The sequence below is a fragment of the Burkholderia sp. WAC0059 genome, from assembly GCF_002870125.1.
Classification (GTDB): Bacteria; Pseudomonadota; Gammaproteobacteria; order Burkholderiales; family Burkholderiaceae; genus Paraburkholderia.
Genome location: NZ_PNEO01000001.1, coordinates 123,729 through 144,394 on the forward strand (window position 1 = coordinate 123,729; position 20,666 = coordinate 144,394).

At 68.8% G+C, this 20,666-nt stretch carries 22 protein-coding genes; 5 read left to right on the forward strand and 17 right to left on the reverse strand.

Features of this window, described 5'->3' with window-relative positions; translation table 11 throughout:
- Nucleotides 1–3 precede the first annotated feature (3 nt).
- From CY652_RS00580 to CY652_RS00605, 7 genes are all read right to left on the reverse strand, one after another.
- Nucleotides 4–786, reverse strand: coding sequence for a CDP-diacylglycerol diphosphatase (locus tag CY652_RS00580; protein WP_102128734.1), 783 nt, complete (start codon nucleotides 784–786; stop codon nucleotides 4–6).
- Between the two features lie 325 nt (nucleotides 787–1,111).
- On the reverse strand, nucleotides 1,112–1,345 hold the full coding sequence (locus CY652_RS00585; RefSeq protein WP_102128735.1) for a transcriptional regulator: 234 nt from the start codon (nucleotides 1,343–1,345) through the stop codon (nucleotides 1,112–1,114).
- Between the two features lie 276 nt (nucleotides 1,346–1,621).
- Nucleotides 1,622–2,278, reverse strand: coding sequence for an NADPH-dependent FMN reductase (locus CY652_RS00590; protein ID WP_102128736.1), 657 nt, complete (start codon nucleotides 2,276–2,278; stop codon nucleotides 1,622–1,624).
- Nucleotides 2,279–2,684: 406 nt separating this feature from the next.
- On the reverse strand, nucleotides 2,685–3,050 hold the full coding sequence (locus CY652_RS23710; RefSeq protein ID WP_146009992.1) for a hypothetical protein: 366 nt from the start codon (nucleotides 3,048–3,050) through the stop codon (nucleotides 2,685–2,687).
- A gap of 355 nt (nucleotides 3,051–3,405) precedes the next feature.
- Nucleotides 3,406–3,618, reverse strand: coding sequence for a hypothetical protein (locus CY652_RS00595; RefSeq protein ID WP_102128737.1), 213 nt, complete (start codon nucleotides 3,616–3,618; stop codon nucleotides 3,406–3,408).
- A 125-nt stretch (nucleotides 3,619–3,743) separates the two neighbouring features.
- Nucleotides 3,744–4,013, reverse strand: coding sequence for a DUF4148 domain-containing protein (locus tag CY652_RS00600; protein WP_102128738.1), 270 nt, complete (start codon nucleotides 4,011–4,013; stop codon nucleotides 3,744–3,746).
- A gap of 166 nt (nucleotides 4,014–4,179) precedes the next feature.
- Complete coding sequence (locus tag CY652_RS00605) at nucleotides 4,180–4,491, reverse strand: 2Fe-2S iron-sulfur cluster-binding protein (RefSeq protein ID WP_102128739.1); 312 nt, start codon at nucleotides 4,489–4,491, stop codon at nucleotides 4,180–4,182.
- Between the two features lie 245 nt (nucleotides 4,492–4,736).
- Between CY652_RS00605 and CY652_RS00610 the strand changes: the two genes are divergently transcribed.
- Nucleotides 4,737–4,940, forward strand: coding sequence for a DUF2964 family protein (locus CY652_RS00610; protein WP_180970354.1), 204 nt, complete (start codon nucleotides 4,737–4,739; stop codon nucleotides 4,938–4,940).
- Nucleotides 4,941–5,188: 248 nt separating this feature from the next.
- Nucleotides 5,189–5,509 (forward strand): DUF1488 domain-containing protein, encoded by a 321-nt coding sequence (locus CY652_RS00615; RefSeq protein WP_102128741.1) that lies wholly within the window; start codon nucleotides 5,189–5,191, stop codon nucleotides 5,507–5,509.
- A gap of 89 nt (nucleotides 5,510–5,598) precedes the next feature.
- On the opposite strand, the gene CY652_RS00620 is transcribed toward CY652_RS00615, so the two are convergent.
- The 6 genes from CY652_RS00620 to CY652_RS00645 all read right to left on the reverse strand — a co-directional run bounded on the left by CY652_RS00620 (nucleotide 5,599) and on the right by CY652_RS00645 (nucleotide 13,235).
- On the reverse strand, nucleotides 5,599–6,159 hold the full coding sequence (locus CY652_RS00620; RefSeq protein ID WP_258002128.1) for a cytochrome b: 561 nt from the start codon (nucleotides 6,157–6,159) through the stop codon (nucleotides 5,599–5,601).
- 156 nt (nucleotides 6,160–6,315) lie between these two features.
- Entirely contained in the window at nucleotides 6,316–7,617 is a 1,302-nt protein-coding gene (locus CY652_RS00625) for an NCS2 family permease (RefSeq protein ID WP_102128743.1), read from the reverse strand.
- A 203-nt stretch (nucleotides 7,618–7,820) separates the two neighbouring features.
- On the reverse strand, nucleotides 7,821–8,621 hold the full coding sequence (locus CY652_RS00630; RefSeq protein ID WP_102128744.1) for a family 1 encapsulin nanocompartment shell protein: 801 nt from the start codon (nucleotides 8,619–8,621) through the stop codon (nucleotides 7,821–7,823).
- Nucleotides 8,614–9,684 (reverse strand): Dyp-type peroxidase, encoded by a 1,071-nt coding sequence (locus CY652_RS00635; RefSeq protein WP_102128745.1) that lies wholly within the window; start codon nucleotides 9,682–9,684, stop codon nucleotides 8,614–8,616. The genes CY652_RS00630 and CY652_RS00635 overlap by 8 nt, the downstream gene beginning before the upstream one ends.
- A gap of 157 nt (nucleotides 9,685–9,841) precedes the next feature.
- Entirely contained in the window at nucleotides 9,842–11,857 is a 2,016-nt protein-coding gene (locus CY652_RS00640; protein WP_102128746.1) for a VTT domain-containing protein, read from the reverse strand.
- Between the two features lie 169 nt (nucleotides 11,858–12,026).
- On the reverse strand, nucleotides 12,027–13,235 hold the full coding sequence (locus CY652_RS00645; protein ID WP_102128747.1) for a CaiB/BaiF CoA transferase family protein: 1,209 nt from the start codon (nucleotides 13,233–13,235) through the stop codon (nucleotides 12,027–12,029).
- Between the two features lie 339 nt (nucleotides 13,236–13,574).
- Here CY652_RS00645 and CY652_RS00655 point away from each other — a divergent pair, with 339 nt between their 5' ends.
- Both CY652_RS00655 and ppk2 read left to right on the forward strand, forming a co-directional pair.
- Nucleotides 13,575–13,979: a VOC family protein gene (locus CY652_RS00655; RefSeq protein ID WP_102128749.1), complete on the forward strand. Its 405-nt coding sequence runs from the start codon at nucleotides 13,575–13,577 to the stop codon at nucleotides 13,977–13,979.
- Between the two features lie 128 nt (nucleotides 13,980–14,107).
- Entirely contained in the window at nucleotides 14,108–15,028 is a 921-nt protein-coding gene (gene ppk2 / locus CY652_RS00660; protein WP_102128750.1) for a polyphosphate kinase 2, read from the forward strand.
- A gap of 67 nt (nucleotides 15,029–15,095) precedes the next feature.
- On the opposite strand, the gene CY652_RS00665 is transcribed toward ppk2, so the two are convergent.
- Complete coding sequence (locus CY652_RS00665; RefSeq protein ID WP_102128751.1) at nucleotides 15,096–16,685, reverse strand: inorganic phosphate transporter; 1,590 nt, start codon at nucleotides 16,683–16,685, stop codon at nucleotides 15,096–15,098.
- Between the two features lie 322 nt (nucleotides 16,686–17,007).
- Here CY652_RS00665 and CY652_RS00670 point away from each other — a divergent pair, with 322 nt between their 5' ends.
- Nucleotides 17,008–18,603, forward strand: a complete 1,596-nt coding sequence (locus tag CY652_RS00670; RefSeq protein ID WP_102128752.1) for a GGDEF domain-containing protein — start codon at nucleotides 17,008–17,010, stop codon at nucleotides 18,601–18,603.
- An 80-nt stretch (nucleotides 18,604–18,683) separates the two neighbouring features.
- Here CY652_RS00670 and CY652_RS00675 read toward each other — a convergent pair whose 3' ends face one another.
- The 3 genes from CY652_RS00675 to CY652_RS00680 form a co-directional block, all read right to left on the reverse strand.
- Entirely contained in the window at nucleotides 18,684–19,088 is a 405-nt protein-coding gene (locus CY652_RS00675; protein ID WP_102128753.1) for a helix-turn-helix domain-containing protein, read from the reverse strand.
- Between the two features lie 337 nt (nucleotides 19,089–19,425).
- The gene (locus CY652_RS23715) at nucleotides 19,426–19,638 is read right to left on the reverse strand and encodes a hypothetical protein (RefSeq protein WP_146009993.1); all 213 of its coding nucleotides are present in this window, start codon (nucleotides 19,636–19,638) and stop codon (nucleotides 19,426–19,428) included.
- A 163-nt stretch (nucleotides 19,639–19,801) separates the two neighbouring features.
- Nucleotides 19,802–20,410 carry an IMPACT family protein gene (locus tag CY652_RS00680; protein WP_102128754.1) on the reverse strand — a complete coding sequence of 203 codons (609 nt, stop codon included), beginning with the start codon at nucleotides 20,408–20,410 and terminating at the stop codon, nucleotides 19,802–19,804.
- Nucleotides 20,411–20,666: the final 256 nt, after the last annotated feature.

Sequence of the window (20,666 nt, forward strand, 5' to 3'; positions counted from 1 at the left end):
GGCTCACGAACCGTGGGCCAGGCGGCAGGTGTGATCGAGCAGGCCTTCGGCCGTGCCCGTGCCGCCCTTCAGTCGGGAACTGCTGTTCACGATCAGCCAGCCGTCGTGGCTCGCGTCCTGTCCTGCGCCGGTGACGAGTATCGTCTGCGAGGCCATGCCCTGTTGCGCGTCGAGGTCGCGGTTGACCACGCGGAACGGGTTGTCGCGATCGACGAGGCTCGCGACGCGCATGATGCGATAGCGCTTGCCGTCGAGCGTATCCCACTGCCAGGCGTCGGGCGGGTCGTTGCGATGGGCGGCGAGCGCGGCGGTGATGTCGGTGCGCATGCAATCGACGTGGATGTGCAACTGGTTCTGCGAGCGGCGCGTCGATGCGTTGATTTCGAGGCCGAGCTGGTCGGCCGCGAGCGGCACGCCGGCCCGCTCCTGAACGTAGTGGCCGGCCTTCCAGGCAGCGGCCCAGTATTCCGGCGAGCCGGCGTAGAGGATCTCGGGGCTCTCGATACCCGGCACGCGATCGGTCGGGATCAGCAGATATTGCGTATGGCCGTTGATGTCCTTGAGGACTGCATAGCGGTGTTGCAGATCGACCTCGGTGCAGGGGCCGGGATGCTCGCCGTTGCTCGCCTCGGGCACGCACTGGCCGCCCACGATCTTCCATAGGGCGTCCGAATCGGCCGAGGCGAGATGGGTGCAGCCGCCGGTGGCGGCGAGCAGGGCGGCGAGTCCGGTTGCGAGGGCGGCGAAACGGACGGTCTGGAGGAGGTGGACGATACGCTTGGTCATGTCGGCGAGGCTCGGCGTAGGCAACGGGATGGAAAAACGCGCGGCCGGCCTGGCGCCGTTTGCCGGGCTGGCCGGCGGGACTTCTGCGGATGGGGCGGCTCGCGCGCGGAGCGATGCAGCAGCCCGCATGTTGCCACGGGACGGGGCACAGGAAGATGACGACGACCAGGATGATGCGCGGCCGGCGCGGGCCGGACGATGGAAAAGGAGGAGCGGCGGCCGGTCGGGCCGTCACGGCGGGGCGCGGTTGGGTGCGAGCCGCCGGCGAGATCGAAATGGAGGGTTTTCGGCGGCAGGCGGGGGGCCTTGCCGCGGTAGGGCGGCGTTACGCGCAGGCGCGCACGCCGCGGTGATCGTCGATCCACATGCGGGCCCAGCGCGAGGCATAGGCAAGCGCATGCTCTTCGTCGAAGAAATAGTCGAGCGCGTCGAACGACCAGGCCCTGCCCATGTGGACCGACGACGTTTCGATGGTGAGGCCGGCGGCGAACAGGCCGTTGGGCAGCGGCTGTGCCGTCAGGGCGACTTCGTAGCCTTTGTAGCGAATGGATTGATTCATGGCGTGGCTATCCGCTTGAGTGACGTTGCGTTGCGAGTAGGACACACGATAGGGCACGCGGCGCGCGACGGAAACCAATCTTTATTCGCAAGCAAATGACGGGCGGCCTGCAACGGTTTTCGCCGTGACGACGGGAAGCGCTCGCGCGGCGGGAATAACGGTGCGCCACGGCGACCGGGGCGGCATGGCGGACGATGCGGAACCGCCCCCGCGCGGCGATGCGTGCCGGGCGCTCCGCACCGTCCCGCCGTTCGTATCGGCGGCGAACCGGATGCTTCAGACGGCGAGGCTCAGCAGACTTGCCGGGGACGTTTCTTCGGACGCTGCACCCGTTTGTGACGCGGCGCGATGCGTATTGAATGCCAGCGCGAACTGCGCGGCCTGGGTGCCGACGGTCGAGAGCTGGTCCACGACCTTCGGGTCCGAGCACTGATGGGCGCTCTCGAAGCGCGTTTCGAGCGTGTTGATGCCGGCGCCGAACGGCGTCGGCCAGCCGCGCAGCGCATGGACGATCGAGCGCAGCGAAGTGAGCACCGAGCCGGCGGCCTGCCAGCCGTAGGCCGTGACGATGCAGCCGACCGCGCGTCCGTCCAGATAGGGGCGGCTGTCGTTGCGCAGTTCCTCGAGCGTGTCGAGCGCGTTCTTTACGAGGCCCGATACGCCGCCGTGATACCCGGGCGTCGCGATGATGACGGCATCGGCCGCGCGGACCGCCTCGATCAGTTCGAGCTGGGCGTCGGTGCGCTGCGCGCTTTCGGGCGCGTAGTGCGGGAGGCTGTGCAGAAAGGTGCCGCCGAACAGTTGCGTGCGTGCGCCCGCGTGTTCGGCGCCGCGCAGCGCGAAGCCGAGCGCGCGCTCGGTCGACGATGCAGCGCGCGTCGTCCCGCCGATGCCGACGACGAGCGGCAGGCGGGGGGAATGGGATGTACTCAACGAATGCTCCTCCGGTGACGGGCGGCAGGGGATGGACGCTGCGATCGAACGCTTGTCACCTGACGAACGAAGCCCGAACCGCCATCTTAGTGAGCGGTTCGCGCCGGACGAAGCGACTTTTCGTTCTAACGATATGAGCGGGTCGGGTTACTGCTGCGTATCGCGCGACGGCTGGGCCGGCACCGTCGTTCCTTCGCGGTTTGATCGCCGGTCGGCGGCCATATCCATATGCGAAAGCATTGGTTGGTCGCGGCGGCGGGGCTGCTTATGATGGACCCGTCTCCTCCATGACATCTCCTTGACATGGGATTGGGCCCCGTACCGTCACCGGTAGCGGGGTCTTTTTTTTATCGTCGACGGGTTCCCGCATGGGGCGATGCATGCCGGGCGACTCCGCCCGTTCGCCCTACAGGGCCAGGGGCGTGCGGACCGGCCGGCCGCCGGCGGCCACGTGGTAGCCGACTTGCAGCGGATGACCGTTCGGACCGATTTGCGGCGTGAGGCCGGGATGGCGGCGCGGGGCCGCGGCGTGACGCCAGGGCGCCGACGCCTGCATGGCGGACCCGGTTACCCGATGCGGCGCGGAATGTCCGCCAGCATTCGGGGCCAGCTTGCGCCTTGCGTGCCGGGCAAGGCTTCTCCGGCTGCCGACGTGGGCCCGATGGACCGGTTGGCGTACCTCGGGCGGATTCCAGACTTCGGCGTAGTGTTCCTCGGCAAACGCGGTGGATGCGAGGGCGCACAGCAAGGCCCCCGCCATGATGAATCGCACGTCAATTCTCCGTATTGATGAACCGGCCGGCCGGAAGTGTCGGAAATATACGCCCGCTTTCGCGTTCGCGCTGCGGCGTTCGCTGTCGCGGCGAAGTCGTTCCAACGCGCAGCGTCATCGAATGTCGTTTGCCGCGTGTCCGGTCTTCGCACACTGTACATTCATACAGCTCATCGTGCAAACGCCGGACGCGGCTGTCCGGGCGCCGGGATTCCACCATGCCGGCCGGAAGGGCGCGCCATGCGTGTTTGACGGGATCGGCCGTATGCGGTGAGAGCGGAGGGATTGCTGCCGGAAAAGGAGAACAGCATGGCGGGCCGCGTGGGCGTGGGCGGCGGGCGGACGTCGATCGGAATCAGCGCGGCGCGTTGCGCTTGCGGAGTTCCTGGGTCGCGGCGATCGGGATGCGCGCGTCGTCCCAGGTCGCCAGCCATTCCACTTCTTTCGACGCGAATATCTGGCCGTGATTGCGCAGCGCGTATTGCAGGGAATCGACGACGTAGTTGCGGATGATTTCCGGCGTACGCTGGTCGTCGAGGACGGCACGGAGTGCTTCTAGCGTGGCCATCGAGTTGCTCCGACAAGGCGAAGCGTCTTTTATCGCACGACAAAAAACGCCCGGCCAGACAAAGAGAAGAGGGGGTTCGGAGCGGCTGCCGGCAAGGCTGTCCGTCCCGGTCCGAAGCCGTGTGTTTACTGGCCCGATTGCGCCGAACCGCCCGGGCCTGCCGCGGCGCTGGCCGCGGCTTTTTCGGCGGCCACGCGCGCTTCGGCGGCCTGAATGTTGTCTGGGTAGTGAATCCAGTCGTGCGGGTTGTAGCCGGCCTTTTCGAGTTGAGCGAGATCCGCTTCGACCTCGGCGCGCGTGAGCGGCGGCTGGGACTGGGCGAACGAAACGGCGGGTCCGGCGGCGACTACGGCGGCCGCGGCGGTCAGCGTCAGGGCCTTGAGAAGCGACTTCATGATTGATTTCTCCGACACGGCGCGGCACTGCCGGGCGGCAGGCCGGCCGATGGCTCCACTGTAGGCGGTCGGAGACCCGGGGTGAACGCCCGGTCCGGCGAATTCATTATTTGCCGGACGGCAATAGTGCGAGCCGTGCGAGCCGCCGCCGGCACGGAACCCGGCGTCACGTCGAGACGGCGCCGGGCGCTTCTATCACGAGATCGGTTTCGGCGACCGCCACGCACGGCAGGATCAGCCCTTCCGCTTTTTCCTCCGGCATGAGCCCCGGCCATTCGACCGTATAGCGGATCGTGCCGCTGACGAGGCGGGCGAGGCAGGTCCGGCAGGTTCCGTTGCGGCACGAGCGCGGCAGGCGGATTCTCGCGAGTCCGGCGGCTTCGAGCAGCGTGAGTCCGGCGGGCGCCTCGAACGTCTGGCCGAGCGGTTCGACGCGTACCAGAGGGGCGGTCGGGGCGGAACGATCTTCGGGGCTCATGCGGCGGACGTGATGACGGAATGAATGGGCGGAGGTGAATGGCGAATGGCGAGCCGGGAACGCGCCGTGGCGCGCGCCGCAGCCTTATCTACGACAGCGTATCTGCGTCAAGCTTAACCGGTGCTCTCCCTGGCTTGCGTTCGCGCGCGCAAGTGCCAGGATGAAAAGAGAGGGACGCGCTCTTCGTGCCGCGTCCGGCCGGCGGCGGCATGCCGCCGCCGGCTCCGTCTCGTCGGGAGGTCGTCATGGTGCGAAGCGAATGGCAGGTCGTGCTGGCGGCGCTGGCGATATTCGCCGCGCTCATGGGCATGGCGGTTTCGATCCACGGGATGGTGTACGACGACCATCGGGTCGCGCTGACCGGGGCGGCGTCGACGGGGCTCGGCATCGCCCTGTTCGTCGTCATGCTGAATCGGTTCCCGGACGAGACGCGGCGCCACGGTCCCTGACAACGCGCGGCGTAGGCGCTGCTCGCGCGGCGCGTTTCGCGACCGCCGCCGGAAGAGGACGCCTGTCCTTTTCGGTTTGCGCTCATGTCGACCTTGCGGTGCGCCGCCAGTCGTCTAAAGTGAATCCCATCAGCCGTCGCAAACGTATCGTCAGGCGCCGGCCGATTCTTCCCCTGCACGACACAGTCCGTGTCCGGTCCGCGGCGACCGGCGCGGGTCGTTTCATTCGTCAACCGAAGGCGATGCCCATGCAGATCATTTTTCCGAAAGAAGCCCCCGCCTATTCGGGGCCGGAGTTGACGCTGGCATTTCCGGTCATGATCGACGGCGAACGGGTGGAGTGCACGATTACCGCCGCAGCGCTGGAAGACCACTTCGGCGCGGCCTCGCCGCGGGCCGAAGACATGCTCGGCGCGTTCGACGCGCATCGCGACCGGATCGAGGCCGTCGCGCGCCGGCTGCTGTCGGAAACGCGGGCGCAGTGCCTCGTGCTGCGCAGCGGCTACGTGCGGTTCGTTCACCTGCACGCTACCGGGACCGTGTCGGGTTTCGTCTCCGGTTCCGCCTGATTTCTGCCTGGTTCCGCCCGATTGCCGCGCTCCGGGTTCCACGCGAGCGCGGCGCACCGGCGTTCTGACGGACCGACCCGCCCGGCGCGTCAGCCGCGGGACGAATGGCGGCCCCCTCGCGCCGCCCAGCTCATGCGGCGCAGCGTATTGTCGCGCAGCACGAGGTGATGCCCGATGGCGGCCAGCGCGTGCAGACCGACTATCCAGTAGAAGGCGTTGCCGATCAGGACGTGCGCGCTTTTCAGTACGCGCCGCGCGATCGGGTCGGGGGCGATGAGCTGGATATGCAGGCCGAGCCCGGCCAGCACGACGGGATGGCCGCCCGTATTGACCATCAGGATGCCGAGCAGCGGCTGCACGAAGATGAAGAGATAGAGCGCGAGGTGGACGAGGCGCGAGAGGAACGCGAGCAGCCGCGGCGCGTCGATTTCCGTCGGCGCGCCGTGCCAGAGCCGCCACAGCAGCCTCGGCACCGCGAGCGTGAACACGAGCGAGCCTGCCCAGAAATGCACGTTGGTCCAGAACAGGCGGCCGGGCGCGCCGGCGGGGCCGCGGACTTCGATGGCAAGCCAGGCCAGCGCGACCAGCAGGAACATCGCCCAGTGAAAGAAAACGGCAGGTTTCGAGTATTGCCCGGTAGGGGAAGGCACGGCGGCGGACTCCGGCGATGAGCGGATGAAGCGGATGAGGGAGATTCCTGCCGCGCAGCATAAAGGATGTGCCCGCCGAAGGGAACCCGCGGCCGCAAGGCCTCCCAGGCATTTTCCCGACCTGAACCGGGCCGTCGGCGCGGTCGTAGCCTATTCCTATCCCGAGCCGAGATAGCAGAAGCGGAACAGGAAGACCGCCGCGATGATCCACACCACCGGCTTGACCTCGCGCCCGCGCCCGGTAAGCAGCTTCAGGACGGCATAGGAAATGAAGCCGAACGCGACGCCGTTGGCGATCGAATAGGTGAACGGCATCGCGAGCGCCGTGAGGACGGCCGGCACGGTTTCGGTCGCGTCGTCCCACGGCAGCTCGACGAGGTCGCGCAGCATCAGGCACGACACGTAGAGCAGCGCGGGCGCCGTGGCGTAGCCCGGCACGACGCCGGCGAGCGGCGCGATGAAGAGGCAGGCGAGAAAGAGCGCCGCCACGGTGAGCGCGGTCAGCCCCGTGCGGCCGCCCGTCTGCACGCCCGCCGCGCTTTCGATGTAGGCCGTGGTCGACGACGTGCCGAGCAGCGCGCCGGCCACGATGGCCGTGCTGTCGGCCAGCAGGGCGCGGTTCAGCCGGTGCATCCGGCCGTGCGCGAGCAGCCCGGCGCGGCCGGCGACGCCCATCAGCGTGCCGGTCGCGTCGAAGAGTTCGACGAGGAAGAACACGAGAATCACGTTGAGCACGCCGCCCGAGAGCGCCGCGCGGACGTCGAGCTTCAGGAACGTCGGCGCGAGCGGGGGCGGCGCGGCGAAGACGCCGTGAAACGCGTTGCCGCCGAAGAAAAAGCTCAGCACCGTGACGCCGACGATGCCGATCAGGATCGCGCCGCGCACGCGCAGCGCATCGAGCGCGACGATGGCGAAGAAGCCGGCGATCGCGAGGATCGCGTGCGGATCGTGCAGATTGCCGAGCGTGACGAGCGTGGCCGGACTGCCGGCGATGATGCCGGCGGTGCTGAGCGAGATGATCGCGAGAAAGAGCCCGATGCCGGCCGTGATGGCCGCGCGGATCGAAGACGGGATGCCGGCGACGATCGCTTCGCGCACGCGCAGCAGCGTGACGGCGAGAAAGAGACAGCCGGAGACGAACACGGCGCCGAGCGCGGCCTGCCAGGTGAAGCCCATGCCCTTGACGACCGTGTAGGCGAAATAGGCGTTCAGGCCCATGCCCGGCGCGAGCGCGATCGGATAGTTCGCGTAGAGGCCCATCACGCCGGAGGCGAGCGCCGCGACGAGGCAGGTCGCGACGAACACCGCGTCCTTCGGCATGCCCGCGTCGCCGAGAATGGCCGGGTTCACGAAGACGATGTAGGCCATCGTCAGGAACGTCGTCAGACCGGCAAGCAGCTCGGTGCGCAGGTTCGTTCCGGCTTCCTCGAAACCGAAATATCGCTGGATGGCGTCCATGAGAGCGGGGTTCCTGACAGAGAGACGGCGATTGCGGCCTGAACGGGCGGCGGCGCGTGACGCTTGCGCCGGCTACGCGCGCAGGGGCAATCGGCGGTGGGCAATCGGCGGTGGGCGCCGGCAGCCGGCGACACCGGCCGGCACGCGGGCGCGGGCGGGTCCGCCGGGCGTGTGCCCGATCGACCCGCCCGCGCCGCGTTTCGTCACTCCGGCTTCACGGTCACCGAGGCTTCGGTCGTGAGGAGCAGGAACGTGAAGGTTTCCTGCAGGTACAGGCGCACGGTCGTGTCGGTGTGGCCGAGGTAGCCGATCGAGAGGTCCTGGCCGAGGTGCAGGTCGAAGTCGCCGCCGCGCGTGGACAGGATGCAGCCGCCTTCGATGGCCGGCGCCCAGATGATCTCGCCGTTCACGAGCCGGCGGATGTGCTCGAGGATCGGGTAGCCCTGGTCGCTCGCCTCGCTCACGGCCGTATAGGCGTCGGCGCCGAGCAGCACCGCGTAGGGGCCGTCCACGCCTTCGAGGCGCAGTTGCGTGAGCGCCTTCGCGATGACGGTCGGGTACTCGCGGATATTGGCCGGCAGCGCGAGCGCCGGGTTCGACGAGCCTTCACGGAGGCCGACGATCTTCGCGGCCGCGTAGCCGTCGAAGATGGCGCGGTCTTCGGCGTAGGCGAGCTGCTTCGCGGCGTCCTTGGCGGGCTGCCAGTCGGAGTCGTTCGCGCCGTGCTCGACGTCGTCGATGGCCTCGCGCGAGAGCTCGAACGGCACGCGCAGCTCGACGAGCGGCCGGACCTCGCGCTGGCGCGCGCGGATGCCTTCGTGCGGCGCGGCGATGCCGGTCTGGTGCCCCGTGCCGACGCCGGCGAGATCGGCGCCGGCCGGCCCCTTCAGGTCGACCACGCGGCGGCCCGCGACGAGGCGCCTGAACGTGCGCGAAACTTCTTCTTCGATCTGCGACCAGGCCGCGCTGGAGAGGGGCGCCAGTTCGCGATGCAGGTTATTCATACCGGGGTGCTCCTTTGAGGGAACCGATGTTCAGCGAGCCGTCGTCGCCGGCAAGCGCCGGCTCGGCGGACGGGATGTCGGGCGGTGCCGCCGGCGCGGGTTCGTCCGCGGCCGGCGCGCGTTCGGCCAGCGCCTCGAGCAGCGGCTGCGACGGCACGAAGAAGAGGCCGCCCGTCACGGCGCGGCTGTAGTCGAGCAGCCGGTCGTAGTTGCCCGGCGGGCGGCCGACGAACATGTTCTCGAGCATCTGCTCGATCGGCCGCGGCGAGCGCGCGTAGCCGATGAAGTAGGTGCCGAACTCGGCCGAGCCGGGCCGGCCGAACGGCATGTTGTCGCGCAGGATCTTCACTTCCTCGCCGTTTTCCTCGAGCGTCGTGAGCGCGCTGTGCGACCAGGTCGGCTTGACCGATTCGTCGAGCTCGATGTCCGAGAGTTTGGTGCGACCGATGATGCGCTCCTGCGCCTCGACGGACAGCGTGTTCCAGGCGGCCATGTCGTGCAGGTACTTCTGCACGAGCACATAGCTGCCGCCCGCGAAATCCGCGTCCTCGTCGCCGATCACGGTGAAGGACACCGCTTCGTTGCCGCGCGGGTTCTCGGTGCCGTCGACGAAGCCGACGATGCTGCGCATGTCGAAGAAGCGGAAACCGTGCACCTCGTCGACGGTCGCGACCGCGTCGCCGAGCCGGCCCATCAGTTGGGTCGCGAGCTCGAAGCACAGGTCCATCTGGTCGGCGCGGATGTGCAGCAGCAGGTCGCCCGGCGTCGCGACGGCGACGCGCTCGCCCGAGCCGAATTCGCGGAACGGATGCAGTTGCGCGGGGCACGGGGCGCCGAAGAGGACGTCCCAGGCGTCGGCGCCGAAGCCGCACACGCACGAAAGGTTGCCGCCCGGCACCCGCGTGCCGACCGAGCGCACGAGCGCCGCGACGTCGGCGCACCAGGCCCGCACGACGGCGCGGCTCGGCGCGTCGTCTCCGATCGTGGCGACGAGGAAGATGGCGCTGCGCGTGACGGCGGTCGAGACGGATTGGGACTCGGGAGCGGCGGGGGGCGATGTCATGGTGTCGTGCCTTGCTCGGCGTGGATGAGGCCCGCGGGCCAATGCGATCGATATATTAACCAATGTGGCCCGCATGGGGTCGGACAACCGGGGTTGGCATCGGATCGGCTCGGGCACGAACGTCGGGCTCCGTCGCGCGGCCGGCGCCGGCCGGCGATCAGGGCGCATCGGGTTCGAGCAGCGTGATGGGCCGGCCGTCGCAGCGCAGCGGGTCCGAGCGTGCGAGCGCATGCCAGCCGGCGGGCGGGTCGGCCGCGAAGCGGCGCGTCTCGTCGTCGTCGGTGCCGGGCGCGAGCACGTTGAACGGCCAGGAGGGCCGGCGCAGCCGCTCGTGCGAGAACGAGCCGAGCCAGATCGGCACGGCCGCTCCGTCGTCGCCGGGTGTCAGCACGTAGCGGGTCGGCCAGAAGCGCAGCACGTCGCGTCCCTCGCCGCCGTCGCGGCTGCGCGCGAAGCGCATCGCCGAGGGCACGCCGTTGTTCAGCGTGGGCAGTACCGGCAGCATCATCGCGTTCGCGTTGGGCGAGACGAGCGACAGCGCGCTGTGCATCGAGAGCGGCGCGCCCTCGGTCCAGCCTGCGGCGAGCAGCGCCGCCCGGATCGGGTCGGCGCGGCCGGCCCATTGCAGTGCGAAGGCCTCGCGGCTCGCGCCCCGCATGTCGGCGCGGTAGCAGGGCAGGCCCGTCCATAGCGCGGTCGTCCATTGCTCGCGCGTCGCGACGACGGGCGCGGCCACGCGCGTCGCGCGCTGCGTCCAGGCCGGCACGCGGTCCGCCTGCAGCACGACGGCGGCGCACAGCACGGCCAGCATCACGGCCGGCATGAACCGGTGCCGCTTCGGTTCCCCGGGGTAGCGCCACATCGCGGTCAGCGCGACGAGCGCGACCCAGATCGAGGCGAACGCCGCGCCGCCGAGCGCATCGGAGAACAGGAAGTGCCCGAAGTACAGCCCCGCGAACGCGACGGCCACGACGATCGCGTTGCCGGCCGTGCCGACCACGACCGCCTGCACCATGCCGACCCGGCGCACCAGCAGGAACATCGCGAAGCCGTAGACCGTGACCATGGCCGCGACGGTGTCGCTCGGGAAGAGCCACGCGTCGAGGTTCACGTCGTCGGGCGGCGCGTGGCGGATCTGCAGGCGCAGCGCGAGGATCAGCAACTGCGAGCCGGCCGCCGCGACGAGCCAGTAGACGACCGTGCGCCAGCGGCGCTCCCAGGCCATCCAGACGGCGACGGTCGCGACGACGGCGGCGAGCGTCGGCAGGCTGCCGAGCGTCGCGATCCGCGCGAGCGCGTCGTCGGCCCAAGGCGTACGGATCGAGCGCAGGAACAGCAGGACGGAGCGGTCGAGCTGCACGAGCGAGCGGGCGCGCAGTACGTTGTCGAGCACGTAGGTGAAGAGCGTCGCGCAAAGCGGCACGAACCCGGACGCGAAGGCGGCGAGGGCGCCGCCGGGCTGGCCCGGGTCGATGAGGCGGGCGAACGCGCGCGCGAGTGGTCCCCTGTGCGTGGCCGCCCAGCGCGCCACGCGGTCGCGCGAGGCGTCGGCCCAGGCCGAGGCGTGCAGCAGCACGACGCGGGTCAGGTGAAAGACGAGCCAGCCGGCCGCCGCGAGGATCGCGATGATCGCGACGAGCCGGAACGACACCGCGCCGGCCAGCTCCAGCGAAGCGCCGAATGCGGCGCCGGGCAGGATGTGGGCGGGCGCCCAGACGAGGGCCGAGAGCACGTTGACGGCAAAGAAGCGCAGCGGCGTCATGCCCGCCATGCCGGCGACGACGGGCACCAGCGCGCGCAGCGGCGCGACGAAGCGGGCGAACACGACGCTGCGCGCGCCGTGCCGCTCGAAATAGCGATGGGCCGCGGTGAGAATGCCGGGGTGGCGGCTAAACGGCCAGAGCCCGACGAGCGCCTCGCGGTAGCGGCGGCCGAGCCCGTAGCTGAGGCCGTCGCCGGCCACGGCGCCCGCGATGGCCCAGACGAAGAGCCAGCCGAGGTTTAGCGTGCCGGTGCCGGCCAGCGCGCCGGCGACGAACATGGCCACGCTGCCGGGCACGAACGTCCCGATGATCGCGAGCGATTCGAGAAACGAGGCCGCGAAGACGAACGCGAGCGCCCAGTCGCGATGGGCGGAGAGCAGATGCAAGAGCTGGGTGTAAGCGTGCTCCATGGACCGGGGCTGCTTTGCCGGGCGGCGGGGATGAACGGTTTGGCTGCGCGCGCCGGCGCTCGCGCATGCCTTGCGCACTATAACCGCGCTGGCCCGGGCGACGGGGATTGCGTGCCCGGTTCCGTGCTGCCGGCCGGGCGCGGCTCCGGCGGCCGGGGCGGCGCGGCCTTCAGATGACGCCCTGCGCCTTCAGTTGCGCGAGCCGCTCGTCGCTCAGGCCGAGCATCGCGTGCAGCACGTCGTTCGTGTCCTCGCCGAGCGACGGCGGCGCGCGGCGCACCGGCATGCGCGCGCCGTCGATGCGCCACGGCGGCGCGAGCACGGGCGTGCTGCCCGCCTGCGGGTGCGGCTGCATCGTGACGAGGCCGCCGTCCACGGCGCGCTTCGAGGTCAGCGCCTCGTGCAGGCCGGCCACCTCGCCGCACGGAATGCCGGCCCGCGCGAGCCGCTCGAGCAGATCGCGGCGCTTGCTGCGGCGCAATTCGGCGTCGAGGATCGGCAGCAGCTCGGCGCGATGGGCCGAGCGTCCGGGGTTGGTCGCGAAGCGTGGGTCGGCGGCGAGGTCGGGGCGCCCGATCACCTCGCGGCAGAAGCGCTCGAACTGGTTGTTGTTGCCGACCGTGATGACGAGCGGGCCGTCCTCGGCGTCGAACACGCCGTACGGCACGATGGACGGATGGCCGTTGCCGTAGCGCGGCGGGTCGCCGCCGCGGATCAGCGCCTCGAGCCCGCAATAGGCGGTGATCATCAGGCCGCAGTCGAACAGCGCCATCTCGACGTGGCGGCCGCGCCCCGTGCGTTGCCGCTCGAAGAGGGCGGCGAGGATCGCCTGGGCCGCGTACATGCCGGTGAAGAGATCGACGGCGGCGACGCCGAACTTCAGTGGTGGCTGGCCGGCCTCGCCGTTCAGCGCCATGAGCCCCGCCTCGCCCTGCACGACGAGATCGTAGCCGGGCCGCACGGCCTCGGCGCCGGTGCGGTCGTAGCCCGAAATCGAACAGTAGACGAGGTCCGGCCGCGCTTTGCTCAACTGCCCGTAGCCGAGCCCGAGCTTTTCGGCGCCGCCGAACTTGAAGTTCTGGATGACGACGTCGCAGCCGCGGGCGAGTTCGCGCGCGATCTGCTGGCCGTCGGGCGATTGCAGGTCGAGCGTCACCGAGCGTTTGTTGCGGTTCACGCTGTTGAAATACGCGGTTTCGGTCCGGCCGACGCGCAGGCCCCAGTCGCGCGTGTCGTCGCCGCGCCCGGGGTGCTCGACCTTGATGACGTCCGCGCCGAGGTCGCCGAGCACCATCGCGCTCATGGGGCCGGCGAGCACGCGCGAAAGGTCGAGCACGCGCACGCCGGCAAGCGGCAATCCGCTGGTGGGGGTTGGCATCGGGAGTACTCCGTCGATCGTTGGGACGGGCGCGGCGGCGTTCGTTTCAGGCCGGCGCCGTGGCCGCCGCGCGGCCGAAAGCGCGCAGTTTACGCGCTTTCGGCACGGCCGGACGCGGCGCGACGGGACGGAGCCGGGCGCCGGCGGCGGGCTCGCGGGCTTTTCGTCGCCGTTTCATGGCGATTTCGTAGCGATTTCGTAGCGATCTTTTAGCGATCTTTTAGCGATTCCACTGCCCTTTCGAGGTCTTTCCGTGGCGGCTTTTTGCGGCGGCGCCCGGCGACAGCGGCGCGCGCCGCTGCTAAAGTCGGCGACACGAGAACGGAGGAGACGGGCATCATGGAACAGGGCCGCGCGCGGATCGAGTCGTTGAGTGCCATCACGCTGACCGTCAGCGAATTGGCGCGTTCGGTACGTTTTTACGAGGCGCTCGGTTTCGAGCGCAAATCCGGCGGCGCGAGCGACGGTTTCGCATCGTTCGCGCTGGGCGGGGAGAACGACGCGAAACCGTCGTTCCTGAACCTGATGGCGGGGCCGCCGGCGGCCCCGGGCGGCCCGGCCGGCGGTTGGGGCCGCGTGATTTTCCACGTGTCGGACGTGGATGCGTTCTACCGGCAGGCGCTCGGGGCCGGCTTCGCGCCGTCGTTCGCGCCGGCCGACGCGCCCTGGGGCGAGCGTTACTTTCACCTGCTCGACCCGGACGGCCACGAGCTGAGCTTCGCGAGGCCGCTGGCGGAGGATTAATACGTTAATACGGCTGACACCGGCCGCGCCGATAGTGACTTCCGCGCCGGGCGGAACCCGGAGCGAATACAAGGCGGCACCAGACCCAACGCAAGGCAGAAAACGAGCCGAAACACAGGAGAGCTGCAATGAACGAGTCGGACCGGAATCTGGCTGCCGCCGAAAGGCAGCGGCGTCTCGACGAAGAGCTGATCGACGCCTATGACGAAGAACTCGAAATGGAAGTGGACGACCGCTTCCAGGACGGCGGCATCGCCACGCTCAGCGAAGAGTCGCGCGAGCTGCGCCGCCTGTATTTTCGCGAGCTCATCCGTTTGCAGGGCGAGCTGGTAAAGCTGCAGGACTGGATCGTCAGCACCGGCCACCGGCTCGTCGTGATCTTCGAGGGACGCGACGCGGCGGGCAAGGGCGGCGTCATCAAGCGCATCACACAGCGCCTGAATCCGCGCATGTGCCGGGTCGCGGCACTGCCCGCGCCGAACAACCGCGAGCGCACGCAGTGGTACTTCCAGCGCTACGCGGCGCATCTGCCGGCCGGCGGCGAGATGGTGCTGTTCGACCGGAGCTGGTACAACCGCGCGGGCGTCGAGCGCGTGATGAATTTCTGCACCGACGACGAATACGAAGAGTTCTTCCGGTCGGTGCCCGAGTTCGAAAAGATGCTCGTGAGAAGCGGCATCCAGATCGTCAAGTACTGGTTCTCGATCACGGACGACGAGCAGGAAATCCGCTTTCAGAGCCGCATCGAGGACCCGCTCAAGCAGTGGAAGCTGAGCCCGATGGACCTCGAGAGCCGGCGCCGCTGGGAGGGCTACACGCACGCGAAGGAAGTGATGCTGCAGCGCTCGCACATTCCCGAGGCGCCGTGGTGGGTCGTGCAGGGCGTCGACAAGAAGCGCGCGCGCCTGAACTGCATCCACCATCTGCTGAGCCAGGTGCCCTACCACGAGGTCGAGCATCCGGTCGTCGAGCTGCCGGCGCGCGTGCATAACCCGGACTACATCCGCCAGCCGGTGCCGGCGAACATGATCGTGCCGGAAATCTATTGACGAGGCAGGCCGTGCCGTCACGTGGGGCGCGCGGAGACGCCGGCTGGCGTCCCCGCGCTTTCCCGCGTCAGAACACCTGGCGGAACAGCCAGTAGAGCCCGCCCGCGAGCGCGATGGAGGCGGGCAGCGTCAGCACCCACGCGAGCACGAGGCTGCGCACGGTGCTCCATTGCAGGCCCGAGCCGCTCGCGGCCATCGCGCCGGCCACGCCCGAGGAGAGCACGTGGGTCGTCGATACCGGCAGGCCGTACACGTCGGCCGCGCCGATCGTCGCCATCGTCACGAGCTCGGCGCAGGCGCCCTGGCCGTAGCTCAGGTGCTGCTTGCCGATCTTCTCGCCGACCGTGACGACGATGCGCTTCCAGCCGACCATCGTGCCGAGTCCGAGCGCGAGCGCGACGGCGACCTTGACCCAGGTGGGGATGAACTTCGTTGCGTGGTCGATCTGCTGGCGGAAGTTCTCGATCGCGCCGCGATCGGCCGGGGCGAGCGCCGGTTGCGTCGACTTCTCGAGCAGTTGGATGGCCTCGGACGTCACGTACATGTTGTTGCGCACGTTGTCGACGTTCGACATCGGCACGTCGGCGATCGTGTGCACGCGGCTCACCTGGTCGCCCAACTGCAGGGAAAGCTGTTGCAGCGCGGGCAGCGTGGCCGGCGTAAGCGTGCGCGTGTCGATGTAGCGCTCGATCTCGGCGCGCGCGTTCGCGGGCGGCGCGACGCCGCCGGTGTATTTGCCGAGCGTCTGCGCCGCACGCTGCGAGACGGCGATGAAGGTCTGCGTCTCGGCCGGCGTGACGGCCTTGTTGAGCGCGTAGGCCGTGGGCACGGTGCCGATCAGGATCAGCATGATGAGGCCCATGCCCTTCTGGCCGTCGTTGGAGCCGTGCGCGAACGAGACGCCGGTGCAGGTCAGCACGAGCAGCGAGCGGATCCAGAACGGCGGCGGCTCGTTGCCCTTCGGCTGGGCATAGAGCGCCGGCACGTGCACGAGCGCCCTCAGCACGAGCAGCAGCAGCCCCGCGAGGAGGAAGCCGACGATGGGCGAGAACAGCAGCGCCTTGCCGACGCCGACGGCCTGGCCCCAGTCCACGCCGCTCGTGCCGGACGGCCCGTGCAGCAACTGGTTCATGAGACCCACGCCGAGGATCGAGCCGACCAGCGTGTGCGAGCTCGACGACGGCAGTCCGAAATACCAGGTGCCGAGATTCCAGATGATCGCGGCGATCAGGAGCGCGAACACCATCGCGAAGCCCGCGCTGCTGCCGACCTGCAGGATCAGTTCGACGGGCAGCAACTGCAGGATGCCGAACGCGACCGCGCCGGTCGAGGTCAACACGCCGGCGAAATTCCAGGCGCCCGACCAGACGACGGCCAGGTTGGGCGAGAGCGAGTGCGTGTAGATGACCGTCGCGACCGCATTCGCGGTATCGTGGAAGCCGTTGACGAATTCGAAGCCGAGTGCGATCAGCAGCGCGATGCCGAGCAGCAGCCACGGCATCGCCGAGGTTTCCCGCACCGGCGACAGATCGCTGGCGACGTGCGTGCCGATGTAGACGGCGCCGGCCGCCAGAATTGCGACGAAGATGAACAGACCGGCGTTGCGGCTGCGTATCGCCGCGGCATCCGGTGGTGAGGAATAGGAAAGATCCGGCATGGTCCGCTCGCTCCTCTCGATTCTCGACTCTCGAATATGAATGACGCCTTGCACGATCCTGACGTTCTCCCGTGTCGGTCTGATGACGCATTTGTGTAGCATGTGGCCCTGAATCGGGGGCGGCAAGGCGACGATTCGCAGGCGTTTTGCAGTAAGAAGCAATAGCGGGCGGGGCTTGGGGAAAGCGGAGAAAAGCGGCGCCGGCCGGGCGCGGCGTGCCGGGCGTCGACCCCGGCACGCCGGGGACACATTCAGGGTGACGAGCCGTCCGCCTGGCATCGCGGGACGATGGACGGACCGGTCACGACAAGGAGCGGGGCACGTGTCGATACGGGTTTTGTCGCAACGTCAGCGCCTGCGCAGATGGGTGGCGGCGCGCGGCGCGTTCGCCGCGCAGTTCATCGGCAACCGCCCCGTCTTCGGCGGCCTCTCGGGCACGGCCGTCGCCACGGTGATGGCGGCGCTCACTTTCCACGCGATCTATGCCGCGCGCGCCGACGAGTTCCGGTATGCGGCCGGGAATTCGAGCAATATCGTCACGATCGTCGACGACGATCTCGAACGCAATTTCGAGCTCTACGACCTGTCGCTCCAGGCCGTGGTCTCGGGCGCCGAAAACGCCGGGACGTGGACGCTGCCCGCGCCGCTGCGGCAGCGGGTGCTGTTCGACCGCGCGACGGTCGCGTCGTATCTCGGCGGCGCCTACGTGGTGGACGCGCAGGGGCGCGTCAAGGCCTCGCAGACCGGGCGCGTCGATGCCGCCGTCTCGCTGGCCGACCGGGACTATTTCATTGCCCAGCAGCGCGATCCGTCGGTGGGGCTCTACATTTCGCATCCCTATCGCTCGCGGCTGCGCAACGGCGTGCAGACGGTGGGGCTGACGCGGCGCATCAACGCGCCGGACGGCACGTTCGACGGCGTGGCGCTGCTCGGCATCCGCATCGAATATTTCCAGCGGCTGCTCGACCAGGTGAACGCCGGCGCGCACGGCCGCGTCTTCATCATGCTCGACGACGGCGTCATGCTCGCGGACAAGCCGGCCATCCCCGGCCGCGTCGGCGCTGACTATTCGGGCTCGCGCAACTTCGCGATCATGGCGAGCCACGCGTCGGGCACCTTCACGGCGCGCTCGTCGATCGACGGTGTCGAGCGGATGTTCACCTATGCACGCGTCGGCGACACGCGGTTGATCGTCTGCGTGGCGCCGGCCGTCGACGACGTGCTGGCCGGCTGGCGCCGGCGCAGCCTGTTGGCCATCGTGATGACGACGGTGATCGGCGGGGCCTACGTGGCCGTGTCCTGGCTGCTGGCGTTCGCGCTGCGCGACAAGCTCGTCGCCGAGGCCAGGCTGCTGCGGCTGGCCGTGACCGATCCGCTGACGGGCCTCGCGAACCGCCGCGCGCTCGATGTGCGGCTGGCCGAGGAGTGGCAGCGCGCGGTGCGAGATTGCGTGCCGCTTTCGGTGCTGTTCGTCGATATCGACCACTTCAAGCGCTTCAACGACACCTACGGCCACGCGGCCGGCGACGAGGTGCTGACCGTGGTGGCCCAGCGCATCGTCTCGGGGGTGCGACGTCTGCCCGACATGGTGGCGCGCTACGGCGGCGAGGAATTCGCGGTGGTGTTGCCGGGCGCGCCGGCCGCCAGCGCGTGGCGCGTGGCCGAGAAGCTGCGCAGGCGGGTCGAGGCCGCCAATCTCGCGAACCGGGAGACCGCGTACGGCCGCGTGACGATCAGCGTGGGATGCGCGACCTGCCATCCGCCCGAGGGCGGCAGCCCGGCGAAACTCGTGGCCGCGGCCGACGCTCAGCTCTACGTCGCCAAGGAGGCGGGCCGCAATCAGGTCAGGGCGACGGAGATCATGGGCGCCGACGAGCCGGAGGCGCCGCCGCTCGCCGGGCAGCGGGAAGTGGGGTGACGCGCGCGGCGCACGCTGCCGCCTGCACGGTCTTCTTGCCGGGGCGGCCGGCGCAAGCCGGTTATCGGCGTGAAGCAGCCCTAGCGCGCGGACTTCGACAGCCGGTGTCCGAGCCCGAGGTTGGAAACGATCTGCCAGGTGTAGACGCGCGAATAGTGGACGCCGAACTGCCGGCTGATGAGTTCGCGTACCCGGCCGTTGGTCCACGTGTCGCTCGGAAAGCCGTGCTCGCGCGCGGAGCCGAGGAGCGCGCTCGCGATCCACGAGAGCGCGGCCTGGTTCAGCACGGAAGGCCGGCCGCCGACGCTCATCTGCTTGAGCGCGTCGATGCCGCCGCCTTCGACGATCGACTTGTAGCGCCGCACCGTCTGGGCGGACAGATGCAGCGAATCCGCGACCGTGTTGACCGAGGCGCCTTCGATGAGCATCTGGCCGGCGGCGATTCTTCGCGCCACGCTGGGCAGGTTTTCCGTTCGGGTAAGCATGGGATGACTCGTCGACGAAAGATTCCGATCCATGCGGTGCGCATGCGCACCGCGCCAATAAGCCTTTTCCGGTGTCCCGCCCGATGCCGGGACAGGCATCGGACTACTGCTTCCTTTCAGTACTCAACGGATATTAATAAATGGTTTTGTCGGGATTGTGTATAACCCGGCGAAAAATAGTTTCCTTGACTTGTCGATTATCGTGGACTAATGGCGGAATCGGTTTTTCGTATGGGCGGGCAATACGGCCGGCTATTGCGTCATTCGGACGAATGGACCGGTGCGGCCGGCCGCCTTGGGATATGGGTTATCGAATTGCGCGACACCGGGTTTGTCCTTATTCCGCCTCGTTGAAATGCGCGCGGATGCCGGTCGATAAAAACGATTTTGTCTGAACAGAATGTGACAAATCCGTGCCGGATGATTCGGGCGTGAGACGGAATGCGACGGCCGCCTGTTGCGAACGCGGACGCGCGGGGTCGGCCGGTGCGATGAGGGGAGCGATGGACGCGCTGCGGTTCTTGAGGGACCGGACGTTTCTTTGGGCCATTTAAGGTCCGTTTAATTTTCGTCGGTCAGGATGAGTTCAGCCGGATAACGTTCCGGCTTCAGTTTCATCATCAAGGTTCCCCTCAGCATCACGTCCCCTGTTTGCCGCCGGCTTGCTGGCGGCATTTTTTTGCCCGGGTTTTTCCGGCGCCGTCGCGCGCCGCTCAATCGTCCGTCGTCGGCATCGTTTCGGGAAAGCGCGCGCGTCCCTGGGTCAGGTCGCGCAGCGCGACGCGAACGGCATCCTCGGCCACGGCCGGCAGGCGGATCGACAGTTGCACGCGCAGATCGTAGCGGGCGCCGGCGAGCGCGTACTGCCCGAGTTCGATCCAGTGGCGTACGCGCGCTTCGTCGGGGTAGTCGAGTTCGACCGTCAGCACCGTCTGCGCGATGCGCTCGACGCGCGAGGCCTGCTGCAAGGCCGTGGCGATGGCGTCCGTATAGGCGCGTACGAGCCCGCCCGCACCGAGCTTGATGCCACCGTAATAACGCACGACGGCGGCGAGCACGCCGTCGAGGTCGTGATGCCTCAGCACTTCGAGAATCGGGCGGCCCGCGGTGCCGGACGGTTCGCCGTCGTCGGACATGCCCGATTGCCCGCCCGCGAGCAGGGCCCAGCAGACGTGCGTGGCACCCGGATGCTGTTCGCGCAGCCGTCCCAGCTCGGCCATGGCTGCGTCGCGATCGGCGACCGGCAGGGCCTCGGCAATAAAGCGGCTTTTGCGGATCTCGATCTCCGCGGTGACGGGGGCGGCAAGCGTGTAGGTCGGCAAGGCGGCAGCGTGGGTCGTTCGGATTCAGGCGGACGCGTCCGCGAGCGGGGCGCATGAGCCCCGTATGTTAACGCTGTTGGCATACTGACCGGCGGGGGCAGGCTTCGTCGCAATCAATCGTCGCGATTAATATTGTCAATTTCGGTAATGGACCGTTGCGCACCATGAGCGTGACGGCGCGGGGACGAAACGGGATAATGCGAAGCGTGACGGGTCTAGCCTCCGGCTGGGGCGACGCCGGATCTCCTCAATCCGG